Origin of the sequence: Microbacterium sp. SY138 (assembly GCF_039729145.1) — a bacterium.
In the GTDB taxonomy this organism is placed as follows: Bacteria; Actinomycetota; Actinomycetes; order Actinomycetales; family Microbacteriaceae; genus Microbacterium; species Microbacterium maritypicum_A.
Window position 1 is genome coordinate 1,992,775 of record NZ_CP155793.1, and the last position, 19,332, is coordinate 2,012,106.

At 67.7% G+C, this 19,332-nt stretch carries 18 protein-coding genes; 7 read left to right on the forward strand and 11 right to left on the reverse strand.

Going from position 1 to position 19,332, the window contains the following annotated elements; genetic code table 11:
* Window positions 1-7: 7 nt before the first annotated feature.
* Window positions 8-925, forward strand: coding sequence for an EamA family transporter (locus ABDC25_RS09515; RefSeq protein ID WP_347122735.1), 918 nt, complete (start codon window positions 8-10; stop codon window positions 923-925).
* Window positions 926-931: 6 nt separating this feature from the next.
* Here ABDC25_RS09515 and ffh read toward each other — a convergent pair whose 3' ends face one another.
* Both ffh and ABDC25_RS09525 read right to left on the reverse strand, forming a co-directional pair.
* Window positions 932-2,491, reverse strand: coding sequence for a signal recognition particle protein (ffh, locus tag ABDC25_RS09520; RefSeq protein WP_021200451.1), 1,560 nt, complete (start codon window positions 2,489-2,491; stop codon window positions 932-934).
* Between the two features lie 52 nt (window positions 2,492-2,543).
* Window positions 2,544-3,128, reverse strand: coding sequence for a TetR/AcrR family transcriptional regulator (locus ABDC25_RS09525; RefSeq protein WP_029259099.1), 585 nt, complete (start codon window positions 3,126-3,128; stop codon window positions 2,544-2,546).
* A 98-nt stretch (window positions 3,129-3,226) separates the two neighbouring features.
* Between ABDC25_RS09525 and lipB the strand changes: the two genes are divergently transcribed.
* Window positions 3,227-3,880 carry a lipoyl(octanoyl) transferase LipB gene (gene lipB / locus ABDC25_RS09530; RefSeq protein ID WP_021200449.1) on the forward strand — a complete coding sequence of 218 codons (654 nt, stop codon included), beginning with the start codon at window positions 3,227-3,229 and terminating at the stop codon, window positions 3,878-3,880.
* Window positions 3,877-4,866, forward strand: a complete 990-nt coding sequence (gene lipA / locus ABDC25_RS09535) for a lipoyl synthase (protein ID WP_167254228.1) — start codon at window positions 3,877-3,879, stop codon at window positions 4,864-4,866. Before lipB ends, lipA begins: the two co-directional genes overlap by 4 nt.
* Before the next feature lie 35 nt (window positions 4,867-4,901).
* On the opposite strand, the gene ABDC25_RS09540 is transcribed toward lipA, so the two are convergent.
* Genes ABDC25_RS09540 through smc form a run of 3 tightly spaced genes read right to left on the reverse strand, consistent with a single transcriptional unit; the run spans window position 4,902 to window position 9,919 of the window.
* Window positions 4,902-5,402, reverse strand: coding sequence for a DUF2004 domain-containing protein (locus ABDC25_RS09540; RefSeq protein ID WP_017830742.1), 501 nt, complete (start codon window positions 5,400-5,402; stop codon window positions 4,902-4,904).
* 44 nt (window positions 5,403-5,446) lie between these two features.
* On the reverse strand, window positions 5,447-6,319 hold the full coding sequence (ftsY, locus tag ABDC25_RS09545) for a signal recognition particle-docking protein FtsY (protein WP_167254230.1): 873 nt from the start codon (window positions 6,317-6,319) through the stop codon (window positions 5,447-5,449).
* A 57-nt stretch (window positions 6,320-6,376) separates the two neighbouring features.
* Window positions 6,377-9,919: a chromosome segregation protein SMC gene (gene smc, locus ABDC25_RS09550; RefSeq protein ID WP_347122739.1), complete on the reverse strand. Its 3,543-nt coding sequence runs from the start codon at window positions 9,917-9,919 to the stop codon at window positions 6,377-6,379.
* 530 nt (window positions 9,920-10,449) lie between these two features.
* On the opposite strand from smc, the gene ABDC25_RS09555 reads away from it, so the two are divergent.
* The 4 genes from ABDC25_RS09555 to ABDC25_RS09570 all read left to right on the forward strand — a co-directional run bounded on the left by ABDC25_RS09555 (window position 10,450) and on the right by ABDC25_RS09570 (window position 14,103).
* On the forward strand, window positions 10,450-10,734 hold the full coding sequence (locus tag ABDC25_RS09555) for a hypothetical protein (protein WP_021200443.1): 285 nt from the start codon (window positions 10,450-10,452) through the stop codon (window positions 10,732-10,734).
* 173 nt (window positions 10,735-10,907) lie between these two features.
* Window positions 10,908-11,987 carry a GNAT family N-acetyltransferase gene (locus ABDC25_RS09560; protein WP_021200442.1) on the forward strand — a complete coding sequence of 360 codons (1,080 nt, stop codon included), beginning with the start codon at window positions 10,908-10,910 and terminating at the stop codon, window positions 11,985-11,987.
* A 101-nt stretch (window positions 11,988-12,088) separates the two neighbouring features.
* Entirely contained in the window at window positions 12,089-12,784 is a 696-nt protein-coding gene (locus ABDC25_RS09565; RefSeq protein ID WP_021200441.1) for an ABC transporter ATP-binding protein, read from the forward strand.
* A complete protein-coding gene (locus ABDC25_RS09570; RefSeq protein WP_167254234.1) occupies window positions 12,781-14,103 on the forward strand; it encodes an FtsX-like permease family protein in 1,323 nt (440 codons plus the stop codon). The genes ABDC25_RS09565 and ABDC25_RS09570 overlap by 4 nt, the downstream gene beginning before the upstream one ends.
* Window positions 14,104-14,184: 81 nt before the next feature.
* Here the strand turns inward: ABDC25_RS09570 and mutM are convergent, their stop codons facing one another.
* The 6 genes from mutM to ABDC25_RS09600 form a co-directional block, all read right to left on the reverse strand.
* Window positions 14,185-15,051, reverse strand: a complete 867-nt coding sequence (gene mutM, locus ABDC25_RS09575; RefSeq protein WP_347122742.1) for a bifunctional DNA-formamidopyrimidine glycosylase/DNA-(apurinic or apyrimidinic site) lyase — start codon at window positions 15,049-15,051, stop codon at window positions 14,185-14,187.
* Entirely contained in the window at window positions 15,044-15,736 is a 693-nt protein-coding gene (rnc, locus tag ABDC25_RS09580; RefSeq protein WP_029265467.1) for a ribonuclease III, read from the reverse strand. Before rnc ends, mutM begins: the two co-directional genes overlap by 8 nt.
* Window positions 15,737-15,746: 10 nt before the next feature.
* The gene (gene rpmF / locus ABDC25_RS09585) at window positions 15,747-15,956 is read right to left on the reverse strand and encodes a 50S ribosomal protein L32 (protein ID WP_017830754.1); all 210 of its coding nucleotides are present in this window, start codon (window positions 15,954-15,956) and stop codon (window positions 15,747-15,749) included.
* 2 nt (window positions 15,957-15,958) lie between these two features.
* The gene (locus tag ABDC25_RS09590) at window positions 15,959-16,507 is read right to left on the reverse strand and encodes a DUF177 domain-containing protein (RefSeq protein WP_021200437.1); all 549 of its coding nucleotides are present in this window, start codon (window positions 16,505-16,507) and stop codon (window positions 15,959-15,961) included.
* A 71-nt stretch (window positions 16,508-16,578) separates the two neighbouring features.
* Window positions 16,579-17,076 carry a pantetheine-phosphate adenylyltransferase gene (gene coaD, locus ABDC25_RS09595; protein ID WP_021200436.1) on the reverse strand — a complete coding sequence of 166 codons (498 nt, stop codon included), beginning with the start codon at window positions 17,074-17,076 and terminating at the stop codon, window positions 16,579-16,581.
* A gap of 30 nt (window positions 17,077-17,106) precedes the next feature.
* Window positions 17,107-19,281 (reverse strand): ATP-dependent DNA helicase RecG, encoded by a 2,175-nt coding sequence (locus ABDC25_RS09600; RefSeq protein ID WP_029265468.1) that lies wholly within the window; start codon window positions 19,279-19,281, stop codon window positions 17,107-17,109.
* Between the last annotated feature and the right edge of the window lie 51 nt (window positions 19,282-19,332).

Sequence of the window (19,332 nt, forward strand, 5' to 3'; positions counted from 1 at the left end):
TGGAAGCATGAGCCGCCTGCCCCTGGTGCTACTGACCGCCCTCGCCCCCATCGCATGGGGCACGACCTACCTCGTCACGACAGAACTGCTCCCGCCCGGGCACCCGCTGTTCGCCGGGCTCCTCCGCTCCCTCCCCGCGGGGCTCCTGGCAGTCCTCATCAGCGGGTGTCTCCCCCGCGGCGGGTGGTGGGGAAAGTCGTTCATCCTGGGAGCGCTCAACATCGGCGCCTTCTTCCCGCTGCTGTTCCTGGCCGCGGAGCGGCTCCCTGGCGGCGTCGCAGCCGCGGTCGCGGGTGCGCAGCCGCTTATCGTCCTCGTCCTCGGAGCGCTCGTGCTGCAAGAACGGATCCGGCCGCTCGCCGCCGCCGCTGCCGTCGTCGGCGCTGGCGGAGTGGCCCTGGTGGTCCTGGGTCCCGCCGCCGAGCTGGATCTCGGGGGGATCCTCGCCGCTGTCGGAGGCGTCACCGCGACGGGAGCGGGGATGATCCTGACGAAGCGATGGGGCCGGCCGGTTGGCGTCGGACCCGTCGCCTACGCCGGGTGGCAGCTCAGCGCGGGAGGGCTTCTGCTGCTGCCGTTGACACTGATCGTCGAAGGCGTGCCCCAGACCATCGACGGTAGCGCCGTGCTCGGATATCTGTGGCTCGGGACGGCGGGCGGGATCGTCGCCTACACGCTCTGGTTCCGCGGCGTCCAGCAGCTCCCGGTCATCGCGCCGGGGCTCCTCGCGCTGCTCTCCCCCATCGTCGCGACGACGCTCGGCGTCGTGGTCGCCGGGGAGCGATTCAGCCCCCTCCAGGCCATCGGCCTCGTCCTGACTCTGGGCGCACTCGTGCTGGGGCAGCTGGCCTCGCGGCCCAATCGGCGCACTGCCGCGCCCGCCCCGCATGCAACGGCCGCGGATGCTCTCACGGCGCCGCGCTGAGCGGAGTCAGCCCTTGCCGAAGAGCTTCTGGATCTCGGCGAGGTCGGCTTCGCTCGGAGCTTGAGCCGCCCCGCCGCCCAAACCGAATCCGGAGCCGGTCGGCGTCGCTGACGATGCGATCCCCGCGTTCTCGGCCGCGCGCTTGGCCGGGTTGCCTGAACGCGATCCACCGGAGGACTTGCCCTTTTTGCCGCGCTTGGAAGAAGCGCCGGGACGCCCCATCCCGGGCACCGGCCCCATACCGGGGATGTTCGGGGTGCCGCCGCGCGCCACCGTCTTCATCATCTTCGCGGCCTGCTCGAAGCGCTGCACGAGCTGGTTCACGTCGGTGACGGTCATACCGGAACCCTTGGCGATGCGCAGACGGCGCGATCCGTTCAGTACCTTGGGGTTGCGGCGCTCCCCCGGCGTCATCGAGCGGATGATGGCCTCCGTGCGGTCGATCTCCCGCTCATCGAAGTCGTCGAGCTGCTGCTTCATCTGGCCCATGCCCGGGAGCATCCCGAGCATCTTCTTCATCGAGCCCATCTTCTTCATCTGCTGAAGCTGGTCGAGGAAGTCCTCGAGGGTGAAGGCCTCGGTCGCGAGCTTCTCGGCCATCTTCATGGCCTCTTCCTCATCGAAGGCCTGCTGGGCCTGCTCGATGAGGGTGAGGATGTCGCCGAGGTCGAGGATGCGGCTCGCCATGCGGTCGGGGTGGAAGGGCTCGAGGTCCTCGAGTCGCTCACCGGTCGAGGCGAAGATGATCGGACGGCCGGTCACGGAGGCCACCGAGAGCGCGGCGCCACCGCGGGCGTCGCCGTCGAGCTTGGAGAGCACGACTCCGGTGAAGTCGACGCCGTCCTGGAACGCCTTGGCGGTGTTCACGGCGTCCTGACCGATCATCGCGTCGATGACGAACAGGACCTCGTCGGGGTTGACAGCCTTGCGGATGTCCGCCGCCTGCTTCATGAGCTCGGCGTCCACGCCGAGGCGGCCGGCGGTGTCGATGATCACGACATCGTGCTGCTGACGACGTGCGTAGTCGACACCGTCTCGAGAGACCTTCACGGGATCTCCGACGCCGTTGCCAGGCTCGGGGGCGTAGATCGACGCACCGGCCTGCTCCGCGACGACCTGAAGCTGGTTGACCGCGTTCGGACGCTGGAGGTCGGCGGCGACGAGCAGAGGCGTGTGCCCTTCGCCCTCGAGCTGCTTCGCGAGCTTGCCGGCGAAGGTGGTCTTACCGGAGCCCTGCAGGCCGGCGAGCATGATCACCGTCGGTGCCGTCTTCGCGAACTGCAGACGGCGCTGCTCTCCGCCGAGGATCTGCACGAGCTCTTCATTGACGATCTGGACGACCTGCTGCGCGGGGTTCAGCGCCTTGTTGACCTCATCGCCGAGTGCGCGTTCGCGGACCTTCGCGGTGAACTCCTTGACGACGACGAGCGCGACGTCGGCATCGAGCAGGGCGCGTCGGATCTCGCGGACGGTGCCGTCGACGTCGGCCGCGGTCAGCTTTCCCTTCGTGCGCAGATTGCGGAAGGTCTCGGTGAGCCGATCGGAGAGCGTGCCAAATGTAGCCATGGTGCTCCGATTCTACGCGAGCCGAGGCCGGTCGTTCAGCCCCGCGCGGGAGTCAGGACCAGGGAAGGTCGTGGATCGTTCCCAGGGCTTCCCTCAGGACCGTCTCCGGCGTCCCCCGTCCGGCTCCCTGTTCCGCCCACACGCGCAGTGAGGAGAGCACGGCGGCCGCGTGTGCCGCCCCGAGGATGTCGGCACGGATGACGTCGACTCCCGAGGCGGACGCCGCGCGTGACACCGCCGCGGACAGACGGGCGAGGCGGAGCCCGGTGTCACGGATGAGCTCGCCCTCCACCCCCATCGCTGCGGCATTGCGCAGCGCCAAGGCAAGGGGGTCCGGTGCGAAATCGTGCACGATCGACAGCAGTATGTCGTGAACCGCGTCACCCGTCGCCGCCCTGCCGAGCTGTTCCAGCGAGGCGATGGCCTGTCCGATCCGTTCGTCGACGCCCGACCACAGCACGTCGCTCTTGGACGCGAAGTAGTTGAAGAAGCTGGACCGGCTGACGCCAGCGCGCTGCGTGATGTCCGCCACAGATGTCGCGTCGTATCCGCGCTCCAGGAAGAGCTCGCATGCTGCTTCTGCGAGGGTCTCCCGCGACGACGCCTTGGGTCGCCCGGCTCTGCCAGTGGAACTCATGTCCTCACGTTATCGCGGGGTCGGGTCGAGAGCGCCGCCCCTCTCGCCGAGGGGTATTGTTGTCCTCAGTCCATTTACGCAATGAAGGCGGTTCTGTGATGCTCGAGATCCTCACGCCCGGGTTCGCTCCGACGTTCGTGCCGTACATCGACGGGTGGGAGCTTCAGCGTCGCGTCCACGCCGATGTCGTCGACGGCACCCGTCCCGACACGCTGATCCTCCTCGAGCACGAGGCCGTCTACACCGCGGGCAAGCGCACGGAACCCCAGGAGCGGCCACAGGACGGCACCCCCGTGATCGACGTCGATAGGGGCGGGAAGATCACCTGGCACGGGCCGGGGCAGCTCGTGGGCTATCCGATCGTGCGACTCCCCGAGCCGATCGATGTCGTCGCGCACGTGCGCCGTCTGGAGCGCCTCCTGATCGACGTACTGCGCCCCTTCGGCGTCGACGGCTATCAGGTCGAGGGCCGCAGCGGGGTCTGGGTACGCCGGCCACTCTCGGAGGACAAGGTGGCGGCGATCGGAGTGCGCGTGCAGCAGGGGGTCACGATGCACGGCTTCGCCATCAACTGCGACAACTCGCTGGCCGGCTTCCGCGGCATCATCCCGTGCGGCATCACCGATGCCGGCGTCACTACGGTGAGCGAGGTGGTGGGGTCCGCCGTCCCGCCCCTCGACCTCGTCGACGCCGTCACCCGCGCCTTCCTCGCCGAGTACACGACCACCGAACTGACAGGAGCCTTCGCATGACCGCCGCCCCCGAGGGTCGCAAGCTCCTCCGCCTCGAGATCCGCAACGCCGAGACACCGATCGAGCGCAAGCCGGAGTGGATCAAGACGAAGGCGAAGATGGGCCCGGAGTACACGGCGCTGCATTCGCTCGTGAAGAGCGAGGACCTGCACACGGTCTGCCAGGAGGCGGGCTGCCCGAACATCTACGAGTGCTGGGAAGACCGAGAGGCGACCTTCCTCATCGGTGGCTCCCAGTGCACCCGCCGCTGCGACTTCTGCCAGATCGACACGGGCAAGCCCGCCGACTACGACACCGACGAGCCACGCCGGGTTGCGGAGAGCGTCGTCCGGATGAACCTCCGGTACGCCACCGTCACGAGCGTGGCCCGCGACGACCTCCCGGACACCGGCGCCTGGCTCAACGCCGAGACGGTGCGCAAGATCCATGAGCTGAACCCGAACACCGGTGTGGAGCTGCTCGCCAACGAGCACAACGCCGATCCGGCGTTCCTGGGGCAGATCTTCGACGCGCGCCCCGAGGTGTTCGCGCACAATGTCGAGACGGTGCCCCGCATCTTCAAGCGCATCCGGCCGGCGTTCCGCTACGAGCGATCGCTCGACGTCCTGACCCAGGCCCGGGACGCCGGACTGATCACGAAGTCCAACCTCATCCTCGGGATGGGTGAGGAACCCGAAGAGGTGGTGCAGGCGCTCAACGATCTGCACGACGCCGGCTGCGACATCATCACGATCACGCAGTACCTGCGACCGACACCCCGCCACCACCCGGTCTCACGCTGGGTGAAGCCGGCCGAGTTCGTCGAGTTCAAGGAGGAAGCCGAGCGCATCGGTTTCCTCGGTGTTCTGGCGGGTCCCCTCGTGCGGTCGTCGTATCGGGCCGGTCGACTGTGGGCGCAGTCCATGACGTCGAAGGGACGCGAGATCCCCGCACACCTCGCGCATATCGCCGAGAGCGCAGATCTCGGTTTCGCGCAGGCCGTCTGACCTGAGTGCTGCCCGGCCCCCGTTCGGGCAGCGGATCAGTCCGCGCTCATGACGGACTGAACGCTGCCGTCCGAGCCGAGATTCACGAGCAGCACGTCGTCCGTCGAGCTGTCGTCGAGCGCATACTCGAGCACCGCGAACGGTTCGGAGCCTCCGTGCTCATCGGCGAGGATCGTCATGCTCATCAACCGGAGCGATCGGATGATGTCGACGGCGGCGTCGCCCGAGACATCGACGAGGACATCCGGCAGATCGTCGCCGTACGTCTCCTGCTGCTGGAGGATGTACTCGGTCACCTCGCTCGTGCGGTCATCGACTTCGGCGAGCATGCCACGCCGGGCGGTGTCGTCGACGCTCTCGAGGCCTGCGATGAGCGAGGCGGCGATGTCGAGCGCATCCGCGGAAACGTCGTCCTGATCCGGAGCGGTCAGATCGACGGTGACACTCTGGTCGCCGAGCTCCACGGTCTCCGACCAGAAGATCGAGCCGTCCGGGCCTGAGGACAGGAGTCCGAAGTAGTCGTGTTCGATCGCCATAACGCTATGAAACCAGCCTCGTGCTCACTGCGGTAGTCCCGTCATCAACCGACCAACGACTGGACGAACACATGGGGGGTGAAACCGGTCAGATCGTCGATCCCCTCGCCCTGTCCGAGCAGCTTCACCGGGATACCGGTGCGCTCCTGCACCGCCAGCACGAACCCGCCCTTGGCCGACCCGTCGAGCTTGGTGAGGACGAGTCCGGTGACGCCAGCGTGCTCGAGGAAGGCCTCGGCCTGCATGACACCGTTCTGGCCCGTGGTGGCGTCCAGCACGAGCAGCACCTCGCTGATCGGCGCCTGCTTCTCGATCACGCGCCGGACCTTCGAGAGCTCGTCCATGAGGCCGCCCTTGGTGTGCAGACGCCCGGCCGTGTCGATGATGGCGATCTCGATGCCCTCGCGCTTGGCATACTCGACCGTCTGGAACGCGACGGATGCCGGATCCTGACCTTCCTGCTGAGGCCGCACGATCGCGGCTCCACCGCGCTGCGCCCAGGTGGCGAGCTGGTCGACCGCGGCCGCGCGGAAGGTGTCGGCCGCGCCGACCACGACACTGCGCTGATAGCCACGGAGGAACTTCGTGAACTTGCCGATGGTCGTCGTCTTCCCGACGCCGTTGACGCCCACGACGAGGACGACAGCTGGACGCTCGGTGAGCTTCAGCGTCGTGTCGAACTTCGCGAAGTGCTCCTCCAACGTCTCCCGCAGCATCCGCTGGAGATCCTTGGGGTCGGTGGTGCGGTACCGCTCGACCTTCGCACGCAGCTCATCCACGACGCGTTCGCTGATGTCCGGGCCGAAGTCGGCCGTCAGGAGAGCGGTCTCCAGGTCCTCCCAGGTCGTCTCATCGATGGTGGGCTTGACGAACATGCCGCGCAGTGCGCGACCAAGAGACCAGGACTTCTCCGCCATCACTCCAGCCTACGGGTTGTGCGAGTGGATGCTCCGCGCGCAAGCCCGTACGCGCCCCTAAACCGCCGCCGCCCGGTCGCCGACACGCTGACCCACGACAGCGGAGACGCCGTCCTGCCGCATCGAGACGCCGTAGAGGGCATCGGCGATCTCCATCGTGCGCTTCTGGTGCGTGATCACCAGCAGCTGAGAACTCTCCCGCAGCTGTTCGAACACCGTCAGCAATCGCCCGAGGTTCGCATCGTCGAGCGCCGCCTCGACCTCGTCCAGGATGTAGAAAGGACTCGGGCGCGCCTTGAAGATCGCGACGAGCAGCGCCACGGCCGCCAGGGATCGTTCGCCTCCCGAGAGCAACGACAGTCGCTCGATCTTCTTCCCCACAGGGCGGACGGACACTTCGATGCCTGTCGTCAGCATGTTGTCGGGATCCGTCAGGGAGATGCTGCCGGTTCCACCGGGGAACAGCAGCGGGAACACCTGACCGAATGCCTCCTTGGTGTCCTCGAAAGCACTCGCGAAGATCGTCTGCATCCGCTCATCGAGATCGGTGATGATCGTCAGGAGGTCCTGGCGCGTCTGGGTCAGGTCTGCCAGCTGCTCGGTGAGGAAGGCGTGCCGCTGCTCCAGCGCGGCGAACTCCTCGAGCGCCAGCGGGTTGACACGGCCGAGCTGTGCGAGCTTGCGCTCCGCCTCCGCGAGTCGGCGTTGCTGAATCCGGCGGTCGAACGGAATCGCCGTGTCGTCGTCGTGCCCTGCTTCGGCGGGTTCTGCACCGGGATCCCGCGGAACAAGCTGTTCAGGACCATATTCTGCAATGAGAATATCTTCTTCCAGAGCGAGCTCGGAGGAGACGCGCTCGAGCAGGCTGTTCAGATGCAGCTTCTTCTCGTGGATCTGCAGCTCGAGTCCGTGCACGCTCTCGGTGAGCCCGGCGAGGCGCTCTCGCAGGGAACTCTCCTGCGCGCGCAAGCTGACCAGTTCCTGATTCTGCGCCGAGCGCGCGGTCTCGGCCTCGGCCAGGGCGAGACGCGCCTCCGTCACCGATCGATCCAGCGAGTCGAGGATGCGCGGCAGCTCCTCGACCACCCCCGAGGCCGCCTCGCGCTGCGCGCGACGGATGACTGCTCGCCGTGCCGCCTCCGCCGCCGCATCGCGTTCATGCTCACGCTGGCGCTCCAGAGACACCACCCTGGACTGCGCTGCACGCACACGCTCACGCAGCGTCTCGATCTCGAGCCGCGCCCGCACTTCACCCTCGCGAGCGACCTCGAGCGCCTCGAGCAGGCTGTCGCGCGCGGAAGCGTCGAGCACCGGCCTCGGCGTCGCGATGGCATCGTCCAGCGCCGTCTTCGCTGCTTCGGCCTTCGCCTCGGCCTCGGCGACGGCGGATTGCGCCTGTGCCAACCCGGTCTCGAGGCGTTCGCACTCGGCGACGGCGGACTCATGGCGCACCGTGACCCGGTTGAGCTGCTCGGCGTGCGTGGCGAGAGCAGCATCGTGTTCACGGAGTGCGCGCAGGGCGTCCTTCGCGTGACGCCTGGTCGTCTCGACAGCCTCCTCGGCGTCGCGGCGGGCCTCACGAAGCGAGTCGACCACGATCTGGATCTCCGCGAGACGTTCGGCAGCGGCATCCCGCTCGGCGGCGAGTTCCAGACGGGATCGCTCTCCGCCGGAACCGGTGCGCAGGGTATGCGCGGTGAGGACGTCACCGGCCACCGTGACGATCGTCGTCGCCGTGTCACCCGCGACATCGAGCGCTGTCCGCGCCGATCGCGCCGAATCCAGGTCGTCCGCGATCAGGACATGCGAGAGCACGCCGAGGATGCCGTCGGGCGCTGTCACGGTATCGACGGCGGGCGTGACTCCGGCGATCGTCGGAGTCACGCCGTCGCCACGGACCGCATTCGCGATGACGAAGTCCACCACTCCCCTGCGTTGCTCCGCCGCTTCCTTCGCCGACGCGAAGGCGTCGTCCACGGAGTCGATCAACACGCCCTCCGCGAGCGGACCGAGGACCGCGGCGATGGCCGCCTCGAAACCCGTTCGGACCTGCACAGCGTCTCCGACGAGCCCCCGCACACCCTTTCCGCCCGCTTCGACGATCTCCGCCGCCCCACCGGACAACGCCAGAGCACTGCTCAGCGCCGAAGCCTTGGCCGTGAGCGCATCGACCTCGCGCTCTGCCGAGTGCAGACGTTCGCGCAGGGTCTCACGCTCCGATTCCGCGGCGGTCGCTGCCCGTTGCGCACTGTCGTACGCAGCGGCATGTTCGACGGCCGTGCCCTCAGGAGCTTCCGCGTCGTCGATCGCGTCGAGTGCCTCGGCGGCTTCGCGCCTGCGTGCGTTTGCGGCCTCGAGCGCGTTCTCCTGGCGGAGAACGGCGCCACGCACTGCGGCGAGGGCTGAGGCTGCGGCATCTGCGGTCCCGCGTAAGGCGGAGAGGCGCATGTCGTACTCGGAGACCAGGGCGCTCTGCTCGGCGATATCGACGTCGAGCGTGTCGAGTTCCGCTCTGGCGTGCACCACCTCACGGCTGGCAGCCGCCGCGGCGTCCTGAGCATCCCCGAGCCCGGCGGAGACCGCTTCGATCTCGTCCTTCGCCTCGTCGATCGTGGCCTGTGTCACGGTGACGGCAGTGACCGCGGCGTCGTCATCGTCGGTGCCGAGGAGAGCGAGACGCTGATTCGCCAGGGTGTAGAGCCCGCGCATCCGCTCCTGAACCTGCTCGAGCCCGAACGCCACGCTGCGCGCCTGATCGACCGCGACCGAGTTCTGATCCTGTTCGAGCCGCGCGATGTTCGCGCGCACCGTCTCGGCTTGATCCGAGAGCACCAGACGCTCGGTGTGACGCTCCTGCTCGGTGCGTGTGTGGTCCGCGAGCGCGGCGCGAAGTGCGACCACGTCGTCGGCGAAGATACGGGCTTTCGCGTCGCGCACGACGGCGGCGATCGTCTGCGCCTCGCGGGCGATCTCTGCCTGACGCCCCAACGGCTTGAGCTGCCGGCGGATCTCTCCGGCGAGATCGCTCAACCGAGTGAGGTTGGTCTCCATCGCGTCGAGTTTGCGGAGGGTCTTCTCCTTGCGGCGGCGGTGCTTGAGGATTCCCGCGGCTTCCTCGATGAACCCTCGACGATCCTCGGGCGACGCCTGCAGAACCGTGTCGAGGCGCCCCTGACCGACGATGACGTGCATCTCCCGGCCCAGTCCGGAATCGCTCAGCAGCTCCTGCACGTCGAGGAGTCGGCATCCCTCGCCGTTGATCGCGTACTCGCTGGAGCCGTTGCGGAACAGCGTGCGGCTGATCGTCACTTCCGCGTACTCGATCGGCAGGGCACCGTCGGCATTGTCGATCGTGAGCTGCACCTCAGCACGACCGAGCGGGCCGCGCGTCGAGGTACCCGCGAAGATGACGTCTTCCATCTTGCCGCCGCGCAGTGTCTTCGCACCCTGCTCACCCATCACCCAGGCCAGCGCGTCCACGACGTTCGACTTGCCCGAGCCGTTCGGTCCGACGATGCAGGTGACGCCGGGTTCGAACACGAAGCTGGTCGGCTGCGCGAACGACTTGAACCCTTTGAGCGTCAGGCTCTTCAGATGCATGGGGGCGCCGCTCGTCCGGGGAGAATCACGCGGCTACGCTACCGGAATTCCGGGCCTGGAGCCTCATCCCGCGCGGACGGTGGGAGAACTCGGGAACCGCGCGACACGCCGAGGAGAACCGCAGGTGCTTGACGTCCGCCGCGCGGATTCGCTACCGTGTCCTCCGGATCGCCACACGAAAGGAGGTTACCGATGATTACGACTCAGCTCAACGCACAGGCCACTGGCCTCGCCGCGCCCGCGCATTTTGCGCCGCGCTTTGCGTTCTCGGTAACCGCCGGCGTCCGCATCAGCGCTCTCTCGTAGAACCGCACCCCGAGATCTCGGGCCCGTAGTGGGCACTCTCCGGCCGGCTCTTCCGCGCCCCGTCTGCTGATCTGCACCGCAGATCACGACTTCCTCTCCGCGTATGGCGTCCACGCTCCGTGGCATCCGCCGACCCACGCTTCCTCCGCATCGTTCCCGACCGCTCCGCTGTCGGCGCGCGGTGCTTCCGCATCCATCACCACCATCCCTTTCGAAGGACCATCGTGAACACCACGTTGCATCGCAGCGACATCCACCCGCCCGATACCGAGGACCGCGAGGTCCTCCAGATCCCCCGCCCCGACGAACTGCGCCGCTTGTCGCTCGCCGATCGTCTCTCCCTCCGGATCGGCCTCTGGCTCTTCCAGAGGGCGCAGCGCCCCCGACGTCCGCGTCGCGGCCTGCGCATCGATCCGGCAGACATGTTCCTGCTCGGTGAGCAGCGTCATCGTTCGGCAGCGGAATCGTACGCACTGCTGACGTATGACATGCAGCGCGGAATGCGTTGACGCCGCGATTCAGCGGTCGCCCTCCGCAGCACCGTCCCCCTCTGAGTGCGCCCGCCCGTGTAGTCCGCGGGCGGGCGCGCACAGAGGTTCCGTCTCCTCGTGGCGCGAACGTCGAATCCCGTAGACGCCCGGCCTCGATCATCACCCTGAGCACCTGCACGAAAGAAACTGACATGAAGACCACCGAACCGACCATCACACCGCTGATCGTGCCGGTCTCCCTGGATGCCGACGACGCCGCGGAGTTCCGCGCGTACGGAGACCTCAACCGACTCGTGTGCGACGAGCAGGTGGGACTCCCCGATCTCGCGCCGGACGCCGCGCAGATGCTGCCGAACTGGCAGGACGACAGCGACGCGCTCGACCGTGGGTTCGTGGCACGGATCGATGACGAGATCGTCGGCATGGTGACGGTCACACTCGCCCAGGAGGCCGAAGCCCATGCGGCCGAGATCGACCTGTTGGTTCCGCAAGCGCACTGGGGGCTCGGCGTCGAGGCCGCTCTGCTCGACCGCGCCGAAGAAGAAGCACGCGCTCACGGGCGAACCGTCCTGCAGATCTGGAGTCTCCACCGTCCCGTGGAAGCCGACCGGATGCTCGTGCCTCGAACGGGATGGGGACGCATCCCCGCCACCCCGCTCTCCGAGCTCGCCGAGGACCATGGTTACTCGCTGGAACAGGTCGAGCGCAACAGTGAGTATGACCTGCACAGCGACGTCCGCCCGCTCCGCGATGCTCTGGCGGACGCGAGCGCGTTCGCCGGGCCGGACTACCGCATCGTCGAGTGGAACATGCCGACGCCTCCGGAGTGGCGGGACGGCTTCGCCGCCGTGCTCGCACGTCTTTCCACGGATGCCCCGAGCGGCGACATGGACTTCGCCGAGGAACACTGGGACGCGGACCGCGTCGTCCGCCGCGAAGCGCGACTTCTCGGTGCGGGTCAGACGGTGTCCGTGGCCGCCGTGCTACATGTGCCGAGCGGCCAGCTCGTCGCCTACAACGAGTTGCTCATCGCCGCGGATCGCACCGGTGTCACCCATCAGTTCGGAACGTTGGTCAGCAAGGAGCACCGAGGGCACCGCCTCGGCACGATCGTGAAGTGCGCGAACCTGCTCCGATGGCGCGAGCTCATGCCTCTCTCGACCGTCGTCTCCACCTTCAACGCCGAGGAGAACCGACCGATGCTGAGCATCAACGAGGCGATCGGCTTCGTGCCCGTGTCGTACGCGGGCGCGTGGCAGAAGAAGATCTGAGGTGCGCGCGGACCCGATCTCATTCTTCGGGATGACGTCGGGCCCGCGCGGTCATCCGCCGGGGCGACGACGGCGCAGGATCGCTCGGCGAGGCTGGAACCATGAACATCCCCGTGATCGAAGCCCACGCCCTCATCAAGAACTTCGGGACGACCCGCGCTCTCGCCGGCGTCGACCTCGCGATCCATCGTGGCGAGGCCGTCGCGATCATGGGCGCCTCCGGATCGGGGAAGACCACGCTCCTCCACGTGCTGGCCGGGATCACCGCCCCCGATTCCGGCAGCGTACTGTTCCGCCCCGCCGAGGGCGCCCCGATCGAGGTCACCGCACTCGGCGAGTCCACGCGGTCGCGTCTGCGTCGCGAGAGGTTCGGCTTCGTCTTCCAGCAGGGGCTTCTCATTCCCGAGCTGACCGCCGTCGAGAACGTGGCTCTCGCATCCATGATCAACGGCGTCCGTCGTCAGGATGCCGTACAGCACGCAGGATCCTGGCTCGCGGCCCTCGGACTCGCCGGTATGGAGGAACGCCGCATCGGCGAGCTCTCCGGCGGTCAGGCACAACGCGTCGCGATCGCCCGAGCACAGGCCACCGGCGCAGAGCTCGTCTTCGCCGACGAACCGACCGGTGCGCTCGATTCGACCACCTCCTCCGAGGTGATGGACGCCCTGCTGTGGTCGACGACCGGGCAGGGGCGGACACTCGTGGTGGTCACACACGACCCGGAGGTGGCCGCCCGCTGCTCCCGTACGATCGCCGTGCGCGACGGACGTATCATCTCCTCGGCGGTGGCCGCATGAATCGCAACGTGCTGGCGCTCCTCCTGCGTCCGGCGCCCGGACAGGGCAGCGTCCTCGCGTTGCCCGTCGTCGCGTTCGGGGTCGTGACCACATTGGTGCTCACGGTCATCGGGGGCGCACAGTCCTTCTGGGGATGGACCGATGAGTTCGCACCCTTATACCAGGGGCTTGCAGCGATCGCTCTCGTTCTCCTGGTCGTGCCGCTGATGTCCCTCGGCGGGGCAGCGGCTCGTCTCTCCGCGCGTCGACGCGATGAACGGCTCTCCACCCTCCGCCTGCTCGGTGTGTCACCTGGCGGGGTGACGATCGCGACGGTCACGGAGTCCGTCCTCGTCGCGGCGGTCGGCGCCCTCGCCGGCGTCATCGGGCATGTCGCTATCAGTCCGCTCATCGGGCTCATCCCGTTCCGCGGGGAGCCGCTCGGGTTCGCGGCCGTGGTCCTCCCTCCGCTGCAGACCGTCATCGTCGTGGTCGCCGTGCTCGCGCTCGCAGCCACCAGCGCCGTCATCGGACTTCGTCGCGTCGTCATCTCGCCGCTGGGCGTCCGTACGCGCACTGATGTGCCGAAGGTGCACTGGATTCGAGCAGTACTGGCAGCCGGCGCGATCGCCATCGCGTTCGCACTCATCAAGGTGTTCCCCTCGGTGGGTGGAGTCGTGATGACGATCGTCGTCCTCGCGGGACTGTTCGGTGCCGCACTCGGTGTCTTGAATCTCGTGGGACCGTGGGTGCTCAAGGTCGCGGCATCGCGTCAGTTGCGTCGCGCCGAGCGACCCGAGCGGCTGCTGGCCGCACGCATCGTGCTGGACTCGCCCAAGGCAGCCTGGCGCCAGGTGGGTGGAATCGCCATGGCGAGCTTCATGGCCGTCTTCGCCGGCACCGGAGTGGCGCTGATGAGCATGATGAGCGATTCCGACGCCGCCGCTGCCGACATCGCGCTCGCCGACGACATCCGCACGGGACTCATCATCACGCTCATCGGCTCCTTCCTGATGGTCGCGGCGTCCGTCGGCGTCAATCAGGCCTCGGACGTTCTCGACCAGAGCGAACTGCACCGCAGCCTGCACCACCTCGGAATGCCGCTCGACACCGTGGACCGGGCACGCCGACGCGCGATCATGTCGCCTCTGCTCGTGACGGCGATCGGGTCGGCGCTGGTGGCTGCGCTCCTGGTGTTCCCGCTGGTCGGTATCGCGCTGATCACCGCTCCGGTCTCTCTGATGACCATCGCGCTCGTGGTCACCGTCGGGATCGGTGTGGTGTGGGCGACCACATGGGCCACCCGCCCGCTGCTCCAGCGCTCCTTCCAGACGGCGTGACCGCCACTCCGCACCTGCGGTGACTGACGGGCCGGGAGCCTGACGCACACAGCGTTCAGGCTCCCGGCCCGAGCACGCGACCTACTTCGGCAGCCGCTGGCACCGCGGGCAGAAGTGCGAACCGCGATTCATGAAGCTCTCCCGGATGATCGGCGTGCCGCATCGCGGGCAGGGCTTTCCCTGCTGCCCGTAGGCATTGAGCGAGTGCGCGAAGTACCCGGCCTGGCCGTTCACATTCACGTACTGCGCGTCGAAGCTGGTGCCGCCCTCCGCGAGCGCCTTCGCCAGCACGAGCCGCACCTCGTTCAGCAGTCGGCGCACCGCCTGTGTGGAGAGTCGGTCGGATGGTGTCTCCGGGTGGATGCGCGCCGCCCACAGCGACTCATCGGCATAGATGTTGCCGATCCCACTCACGACGCCCTGGTCGAGGAGTACGCGCTTGATCGCGCTCCCCCGCCGTGCCAGAGCGGCACGGAACGCCCGGTCGTCGAAAGCCGGATCCAGCGGATCGCGGGCGATGTGCGCGACCTGCGTCGGAATCGAAGAACCGTCGTCATCCACCAGGGAATCGACCGCGAGTGACCCGAAGGTGCGCTGGTCGGCGAAAACGATCGCGAGTTCGCCGTGGACGGGATGCTCGATGCCGATGCGCACCCGCTCATGCCGCTCGGCACCGGCGTCCGGTGCGCGCAACAGCATCTGTCCGCTCATCCCGAGGTGCGCGATGAGCGCGGAATCCTCATCGTCGAGCGGAAGCCAGAGGAACTTCCCCCGGCGAGAGGCTGCGGTGAAGGTCCGACCCTCGAGACGAGCGACGAAATCGGCGGCGCCGGCGACGTGCCGCGTGAGCGCTCGCTCGTCGAACACGCTCACCGCGGTGATCAGAGATCCGACCGCGGCCGGGGCGAGGCCCGCCCGGACCACCTCGACCTCGGGAAGCTCAGGCACGCTCGCTGAGGGTGCGCCAGGCACTGAGAGCCGCGGCCATCTCGGCTGTCTTCTTGCTGCTGCCGGCACCGGTCATGCTCACGTCGCCGACGATGACGGTCGCCACGAAACGACGGTCGTGATCCGGACCGCTCGCCTCCACCGAGTACTGCGGAGGCGTCGCACCGACGCGGGCCGCGAGTTCCTGCAGGCTGGTCTTCGGGTCCATCGCCGCGCCGTAGCGTTCCGGGTCGGCCAGCAGCGGTTTCGTCAGACGCAACACGAGTTCCGTGGCGGCCTCGGGACCTGCGGAAAGGTAGGTGGCTCCGATGACGGCTTCCATCGTGTCGGCGAGGATCGAATCCTTGTCTCGGCCACCCGTCTGCTCTTCGCCGCGACCGAGCAGCAGATGACTGCCGAGGTCGATCCCTCGAGCGACCTCGGCGAGAGCGACCGTCGACACGACGCTCGCACGCCGCTTCGCCAGTTCGCCCTCATCGAGGTCGGGGTGCGTGGTGAAGAGCATGACGGTCACCGCCTGCCCGAGGACGGAGTCTCCGAGGAACTCCAGTCGCTCGTTGTGCGGGATGCCGCCGTGTTCGTACGCGTAGGAGCGGTGGGTCAGGGCCAACTCCAGAAGCTCCGCGTCGATATCGACGCGGAGCTTATCTGGGAGAGGCCTCGTCCCCCCGGGGACCTCCGTCACGGTACGCGACTCAGACGTCAGCGACCTTGCGGCCCTTGTACTCCAGGAAGAGCTCCGTGCCCTGCGAGTCGGTGACGACCTTCGCCTGGTGGGGACGGCTGTAGACGACCTGGCCGTTCTCGATCGTCTTGACGAGCGCGACGGGCGCCGCCTTCCACTGCGCGCGGCGCGAGCGGGTGTTCGAACGGGATACCTTGCGCTTCGGGGGGTTACCAGCCATGACTAGCTCTCTTCTTTCTCGGCGGCACGAGATTCTTCCGTGCCGTCTTGGTCTGTGATGTTCTGGAGCGCACTCCACCGAGGATCGATGGGAGCGGCCTGCTCCGTTCCGGTGCTCACGGTCAGTCGTTCACCCGTTTTCGGGTCAAGACCCGGGCAATCCGGCTGACACACCGGCTGAAAAGGAAGTGCCAGTACGGCCGCATCCCTGACGAGAGTTTCAAGATCCACGTGGTCGTCTTGAACCTCGAAGTCAGTTTCTTCCTCACCAGGATACGCGAAAAGCTCCTGGAACTCGACTTCGACGGGCCGAGTGATGTCGATGAGGCATCTTCCGCACACACCGACGTACTCGGCGTCAGCGGTTCCCGACACGAGGATGCCCTCGTGGACGGACTCCAGCCGGACGTCGAGATCGAGTTCGGATCCCGCCTCGTAGGACACGATCCCCTCACCCCAGGCTTCGGAGAGAGCGACGGTGAACTCGTGCTCGCGCATCTCGCCCGGGCGCCGGACGATGTCGCGGACGGGGAGGACAAAAGGGCCGTTCATTCGAGAGCGCACCGTTCCATGCTACCGGCCGACGCGAGCGGTCGCCCTGACCGCGCGCTCAGGGAAGGGACTCAGATACCGCGGGAACCGGTGTCGAGAAAATCTGCCACTGCGGCGGGAACGAACGGGGTCACGTCGCCGCCGAGGGAAGCCACCTGGCGAACGAGCGAACTCGACACCATCGCGTGCGACGGGTCGGGCAGAAGGAACACCGTCTCGATACCGGCGAGGTGCCTGTTGACGATCGCCATCGGAGACTCGTACGCGACATCGATCTGCGAGCGGATACCCTTCACCAGCACCCCGGCATCGACATCGCGGGCGTAGTCGACCAGGAGACCCATGCTCCACGAACCGATCACGATGTTGCCCTGCATGCCGTCATCCGCGATCGACTTCTCCAGCAGGGAGAGCCGCTGCGCGATCGGCAGCATCGCCTCTTTGCCCGGGTTGTGCACGACGAGCACATGCAGTTCGTCGTAAAGGGCGGCCGCGCGCCGAATCACATCGAGGTGACCCAGGGTCGGCGGATCGAAGGAACCCGGGACGACGGCGATCCGGCTGCTCATGTTTCCAGCCTAGGGCACGCCGGTTCCGGTTCAGTTCTTCGCCAGCGCCGCTCGATCCTCGTCGCTCACACGTCGTCCGATCGCCTCGCGCAGGCCCGGGTGGTCGGCCAGATCCGGATCGACGGAGAGGATGCCCTCCGCCACCTCGCGCGCACGCGTGATGAGGCCGGCATCCTTGACGACGCGGAGGAGTTTCAGAGAAGAGCGCACACCCGCCTGTGCGGCGCCGAGCACATCGCCCTCCCCGCGCAGCTCCAGATCGACCTCCGCCAGGGCGAACCCGTCCAGCGTGGCGGCGACCGCGTCGACGCGGTCACGGGCGAGCGACCCGGCCTCGGCCTCGGTCACGAGCAGGCAGAGCCCGGGAACACCCCCTCGACCGACGCGCCCTCGAAGCTGGTGCAGCTGCGAGACGCCGAAACGATCGGCATCGAGAACGATCATCGTGGAGGCGTTGGGCACGTCGACGCCGACCTCGATCACCGTGGTGGCGAGCAGCAGATCGATGTCTCCCCGGGCGAACGACTGCATCACCGCGTCCTTCTCGTCCGACGGCATACGACCGTGCAGAACGGCGCGGCGCAATCCGCCCAGAGTGGGATGGGTGGCGAGGGCTTCGTCGAGCTGTACGACGCCCCATCGCGGCCCGGAGGCCCCTTCTGGAGCGAGCGACGGCTGCTCCCCCGCCTCCGTCGTCTTCTTGGTGGTGTCGATCGCTGCGCAGACGGCGAAGACCTGTCGTCCCTGAGCGATCTCCTCCGCAGCGCGCTCCCAGACACGGTTGAACCACCCCGGGTGCTCAGCGAGCGGCGCCACGAACGACTCGATACCCGCGCGCCCGGCCGGCATGGTGCGGATGACCGAGGTGTCGAGGTCGCCGAAGACCGTCATCGCGACCGTCCGCGGAATCGGCGTCGCGGTCAGCACGAGGGCATGCGGGCTCGACCCCTTCGCCCGTAGAGCCTCGCGCTGCTCGACACCGAACCGGTGCTGCTCGTCGACCACGACCAGGCCGAGGTCGGCGAACGTGGTCTTCTCCCCCAGCAGCGCGTGGGTTCCGACGACGATCAGCGCCTGACCGGAAGCAACCCGCAGAGCAGCCTTGCGACGCTCCGCCGCCGGCATCTGACCGGTCAACAGCGTCGGCATCAGCTGGGGCGCGAGATCGGGACCCAGCATCTTCGCGATGGAACGCAGGTGCTGACCCGCCAGCACCTCTGTCGGAGCGATCAGCGCCGCCTGCCCGCCGCTCTCGGCGACCTGCAGCATCGCGCGGAGAGCCACGAGGGTCTTACCCGAACCGACCTCTCCCTGGACGAGCCGGTTCATCGGCCAGGCACCCACGAGATCCTCGGCGATCTGGTGTCCCACCGTCTCCTGATCGGGCGTGAGCGTGTACGGGAGGCTCGCGTCGAAGCGTTCGAGCAGTCCGCCGGCACTCGCAGGCCGTGAGGTGGCGGAGAGGGCACGGATCGCATCGCGCTGCTGGAGCAGCGCGGTCTGCAAGGTGAGTGCCTCGTGCATGCGCAGGGTTCGCACGGCGGGATCGATGTCGTTGCGAGTACGGGGACGGTGCACCAGCTCCAGGGCCTCGCGAGCGGTGAGCAGCTCTTCTCGTTCCCGGATCTCCGCCGTCAACGGGTCGGGCGCGTCGGAGAGATCATCCAGCACGCGTCCGATGAGTCGAGCGATCTGCCAGGTCTGGATCGCCGAGGTAGCCGGGTAGATCGGGATCGGGACGGCGGCCCGCGCATCCGCACTGCGTCGGGCCGAGTCCTCGTCGTCGAACAGCTCGTATTCGGGGTGCGCGAACTGCGTCACACCGTTGAACTCGCCGACCTTTCCCGAGAACACGCCCCTTCGACCCACCGCCAGATCCTTCGATCGCCACTCGGCAGCACCGACGTTCTTCGCGAAGAACGTCAACGACATGCGTCCGATGCCGTCACCGATCACGACATCGACCATGGCTCCCGGACGATTGCGCATGCGGCGGAAGCTGGACGACAGCACCTCCGCGACGATGGTCACCGTCTCGCCGAGGGGGAGGTCGCGGATCGGAGTCAGCTCGCCCGGATCGGCGTAGCGCCGAGGATAGTGCGCGAGAAGGTCACCGACGCTCTTCATGCCGAAGGCGCGACCGAGCGTCTTGGCAGACGCCGCACCGAGCGCATCCTCCAACGAGGAATCGAGCGTGAGCGACATGTTCCGAGTCTAGGGAACGCGACGGACACGGCAGACATCCCGCCTGTCGTA

Bases quoted from the DNA above. Each gene is read 5' to 3' on its own strand.
- ABDC25_RS09515 (WP_347122735.1), top strand. From the start codon at position 8: ATGAGCCGCCTGCCCCTGGTGCTACTGACCGCCCTCGCCCCCATCGCA.
- ffh (WP_021200451.1), bottom strand. From the start codon at position 2,491: ATGGCTACATTTGGCACGCTCTCCGATCGGCTCACCGAGACCTTCCGC.
- ABDC25_RS09525 (WP_029259099.1), bottom strand. From the start codon at position 3,128: ATGAGTTCCACTGGCAGAGCCGGGCGACCCAAGGCGTCGTCGCGGGAG.
- lipB (WP_021200449.1), top strand. From the start codon at position 3,227: ATGCTCGAGATCCTCACGCCCGGGTTCGCTCCGACGTTCGTGCCGTAC.
- lipA (WP_167254228.1), top strand. From the start codon at position 3,877: ATGACCGCCGCCCCCGAGGGTCGCAAGCTCCTCCGCCTCGAGATCCGC.
- ABDC25_RS09540 (WP_017830742.1), bottom strand. From the start codon at position 5,402: ATGGCGATCGAACACGACTACTTCGGACTCCTGTCCTCAGGCCCGGAC.
- ftsY (WP_167254230.1), bottom strand. From the start codon at position 6,319: ATGGCGGAGAAGTCCTGGTCTCTTGGTCGCGCACTGCGCGGCATGTTC.
- smc (WP_347122739.1), bottom strand. From the start codon at position 9,919: ATGCATCTGAAGAGCCTGACGCTCAAAGGGTTCAAGTCGTTCGCGCAG.
- ABDC25_RS09560 (WP_021200442.1), top strand. From the start codon at position 10,908: ATGAAGACCACCGAACCGACCATCACACCGCTGATCGTGCCGGTCTCC.
- ABDC25_RS09565 (WP_021200441.1), top strand. From the start codon at position 12,089: ATGAACATCCCCGTGATCGAAGCCCACGCCCTCATCAAGAACTTCGGG.
- ABDC25_RS09570 (WP_167254234.1), top strand. From the start codon at position 12,781: ATGAATCGCAACGTGCTGGCGCTCCTCCTGCGTCCGGCGCCCGGACAG.
- rpmF (WP_017830754.1), bottom strand. From the start codon at position 15,956: ATGGCTGGTAACCCCCCGAAGCGCAAGGTATCCCGTTCGAACACCCGC.
- ABDC25_RS09590 (WP_021200437.1), bottom strand. From the start codon at position 16,507: ATGAACGGCCCTTTTGTCCTCCCCGTCCGCGACATCGTCCGGCGCCCG.
- coaD (WP_021200436.1), bottom strand. From the start codon at position 17,076: ATGAGCAGCCGGATCGCCGTCGTCCCGGGTTCCTTCGATCCGCCGACC.
- ABDC25_RS09600 (WP_029265468.1), bottom strand. From the start codon at position 19,281: ATGTCGCTCACGCTCGATTCCTCGTTGGAGGATGCGCTCGGTGCGGCG.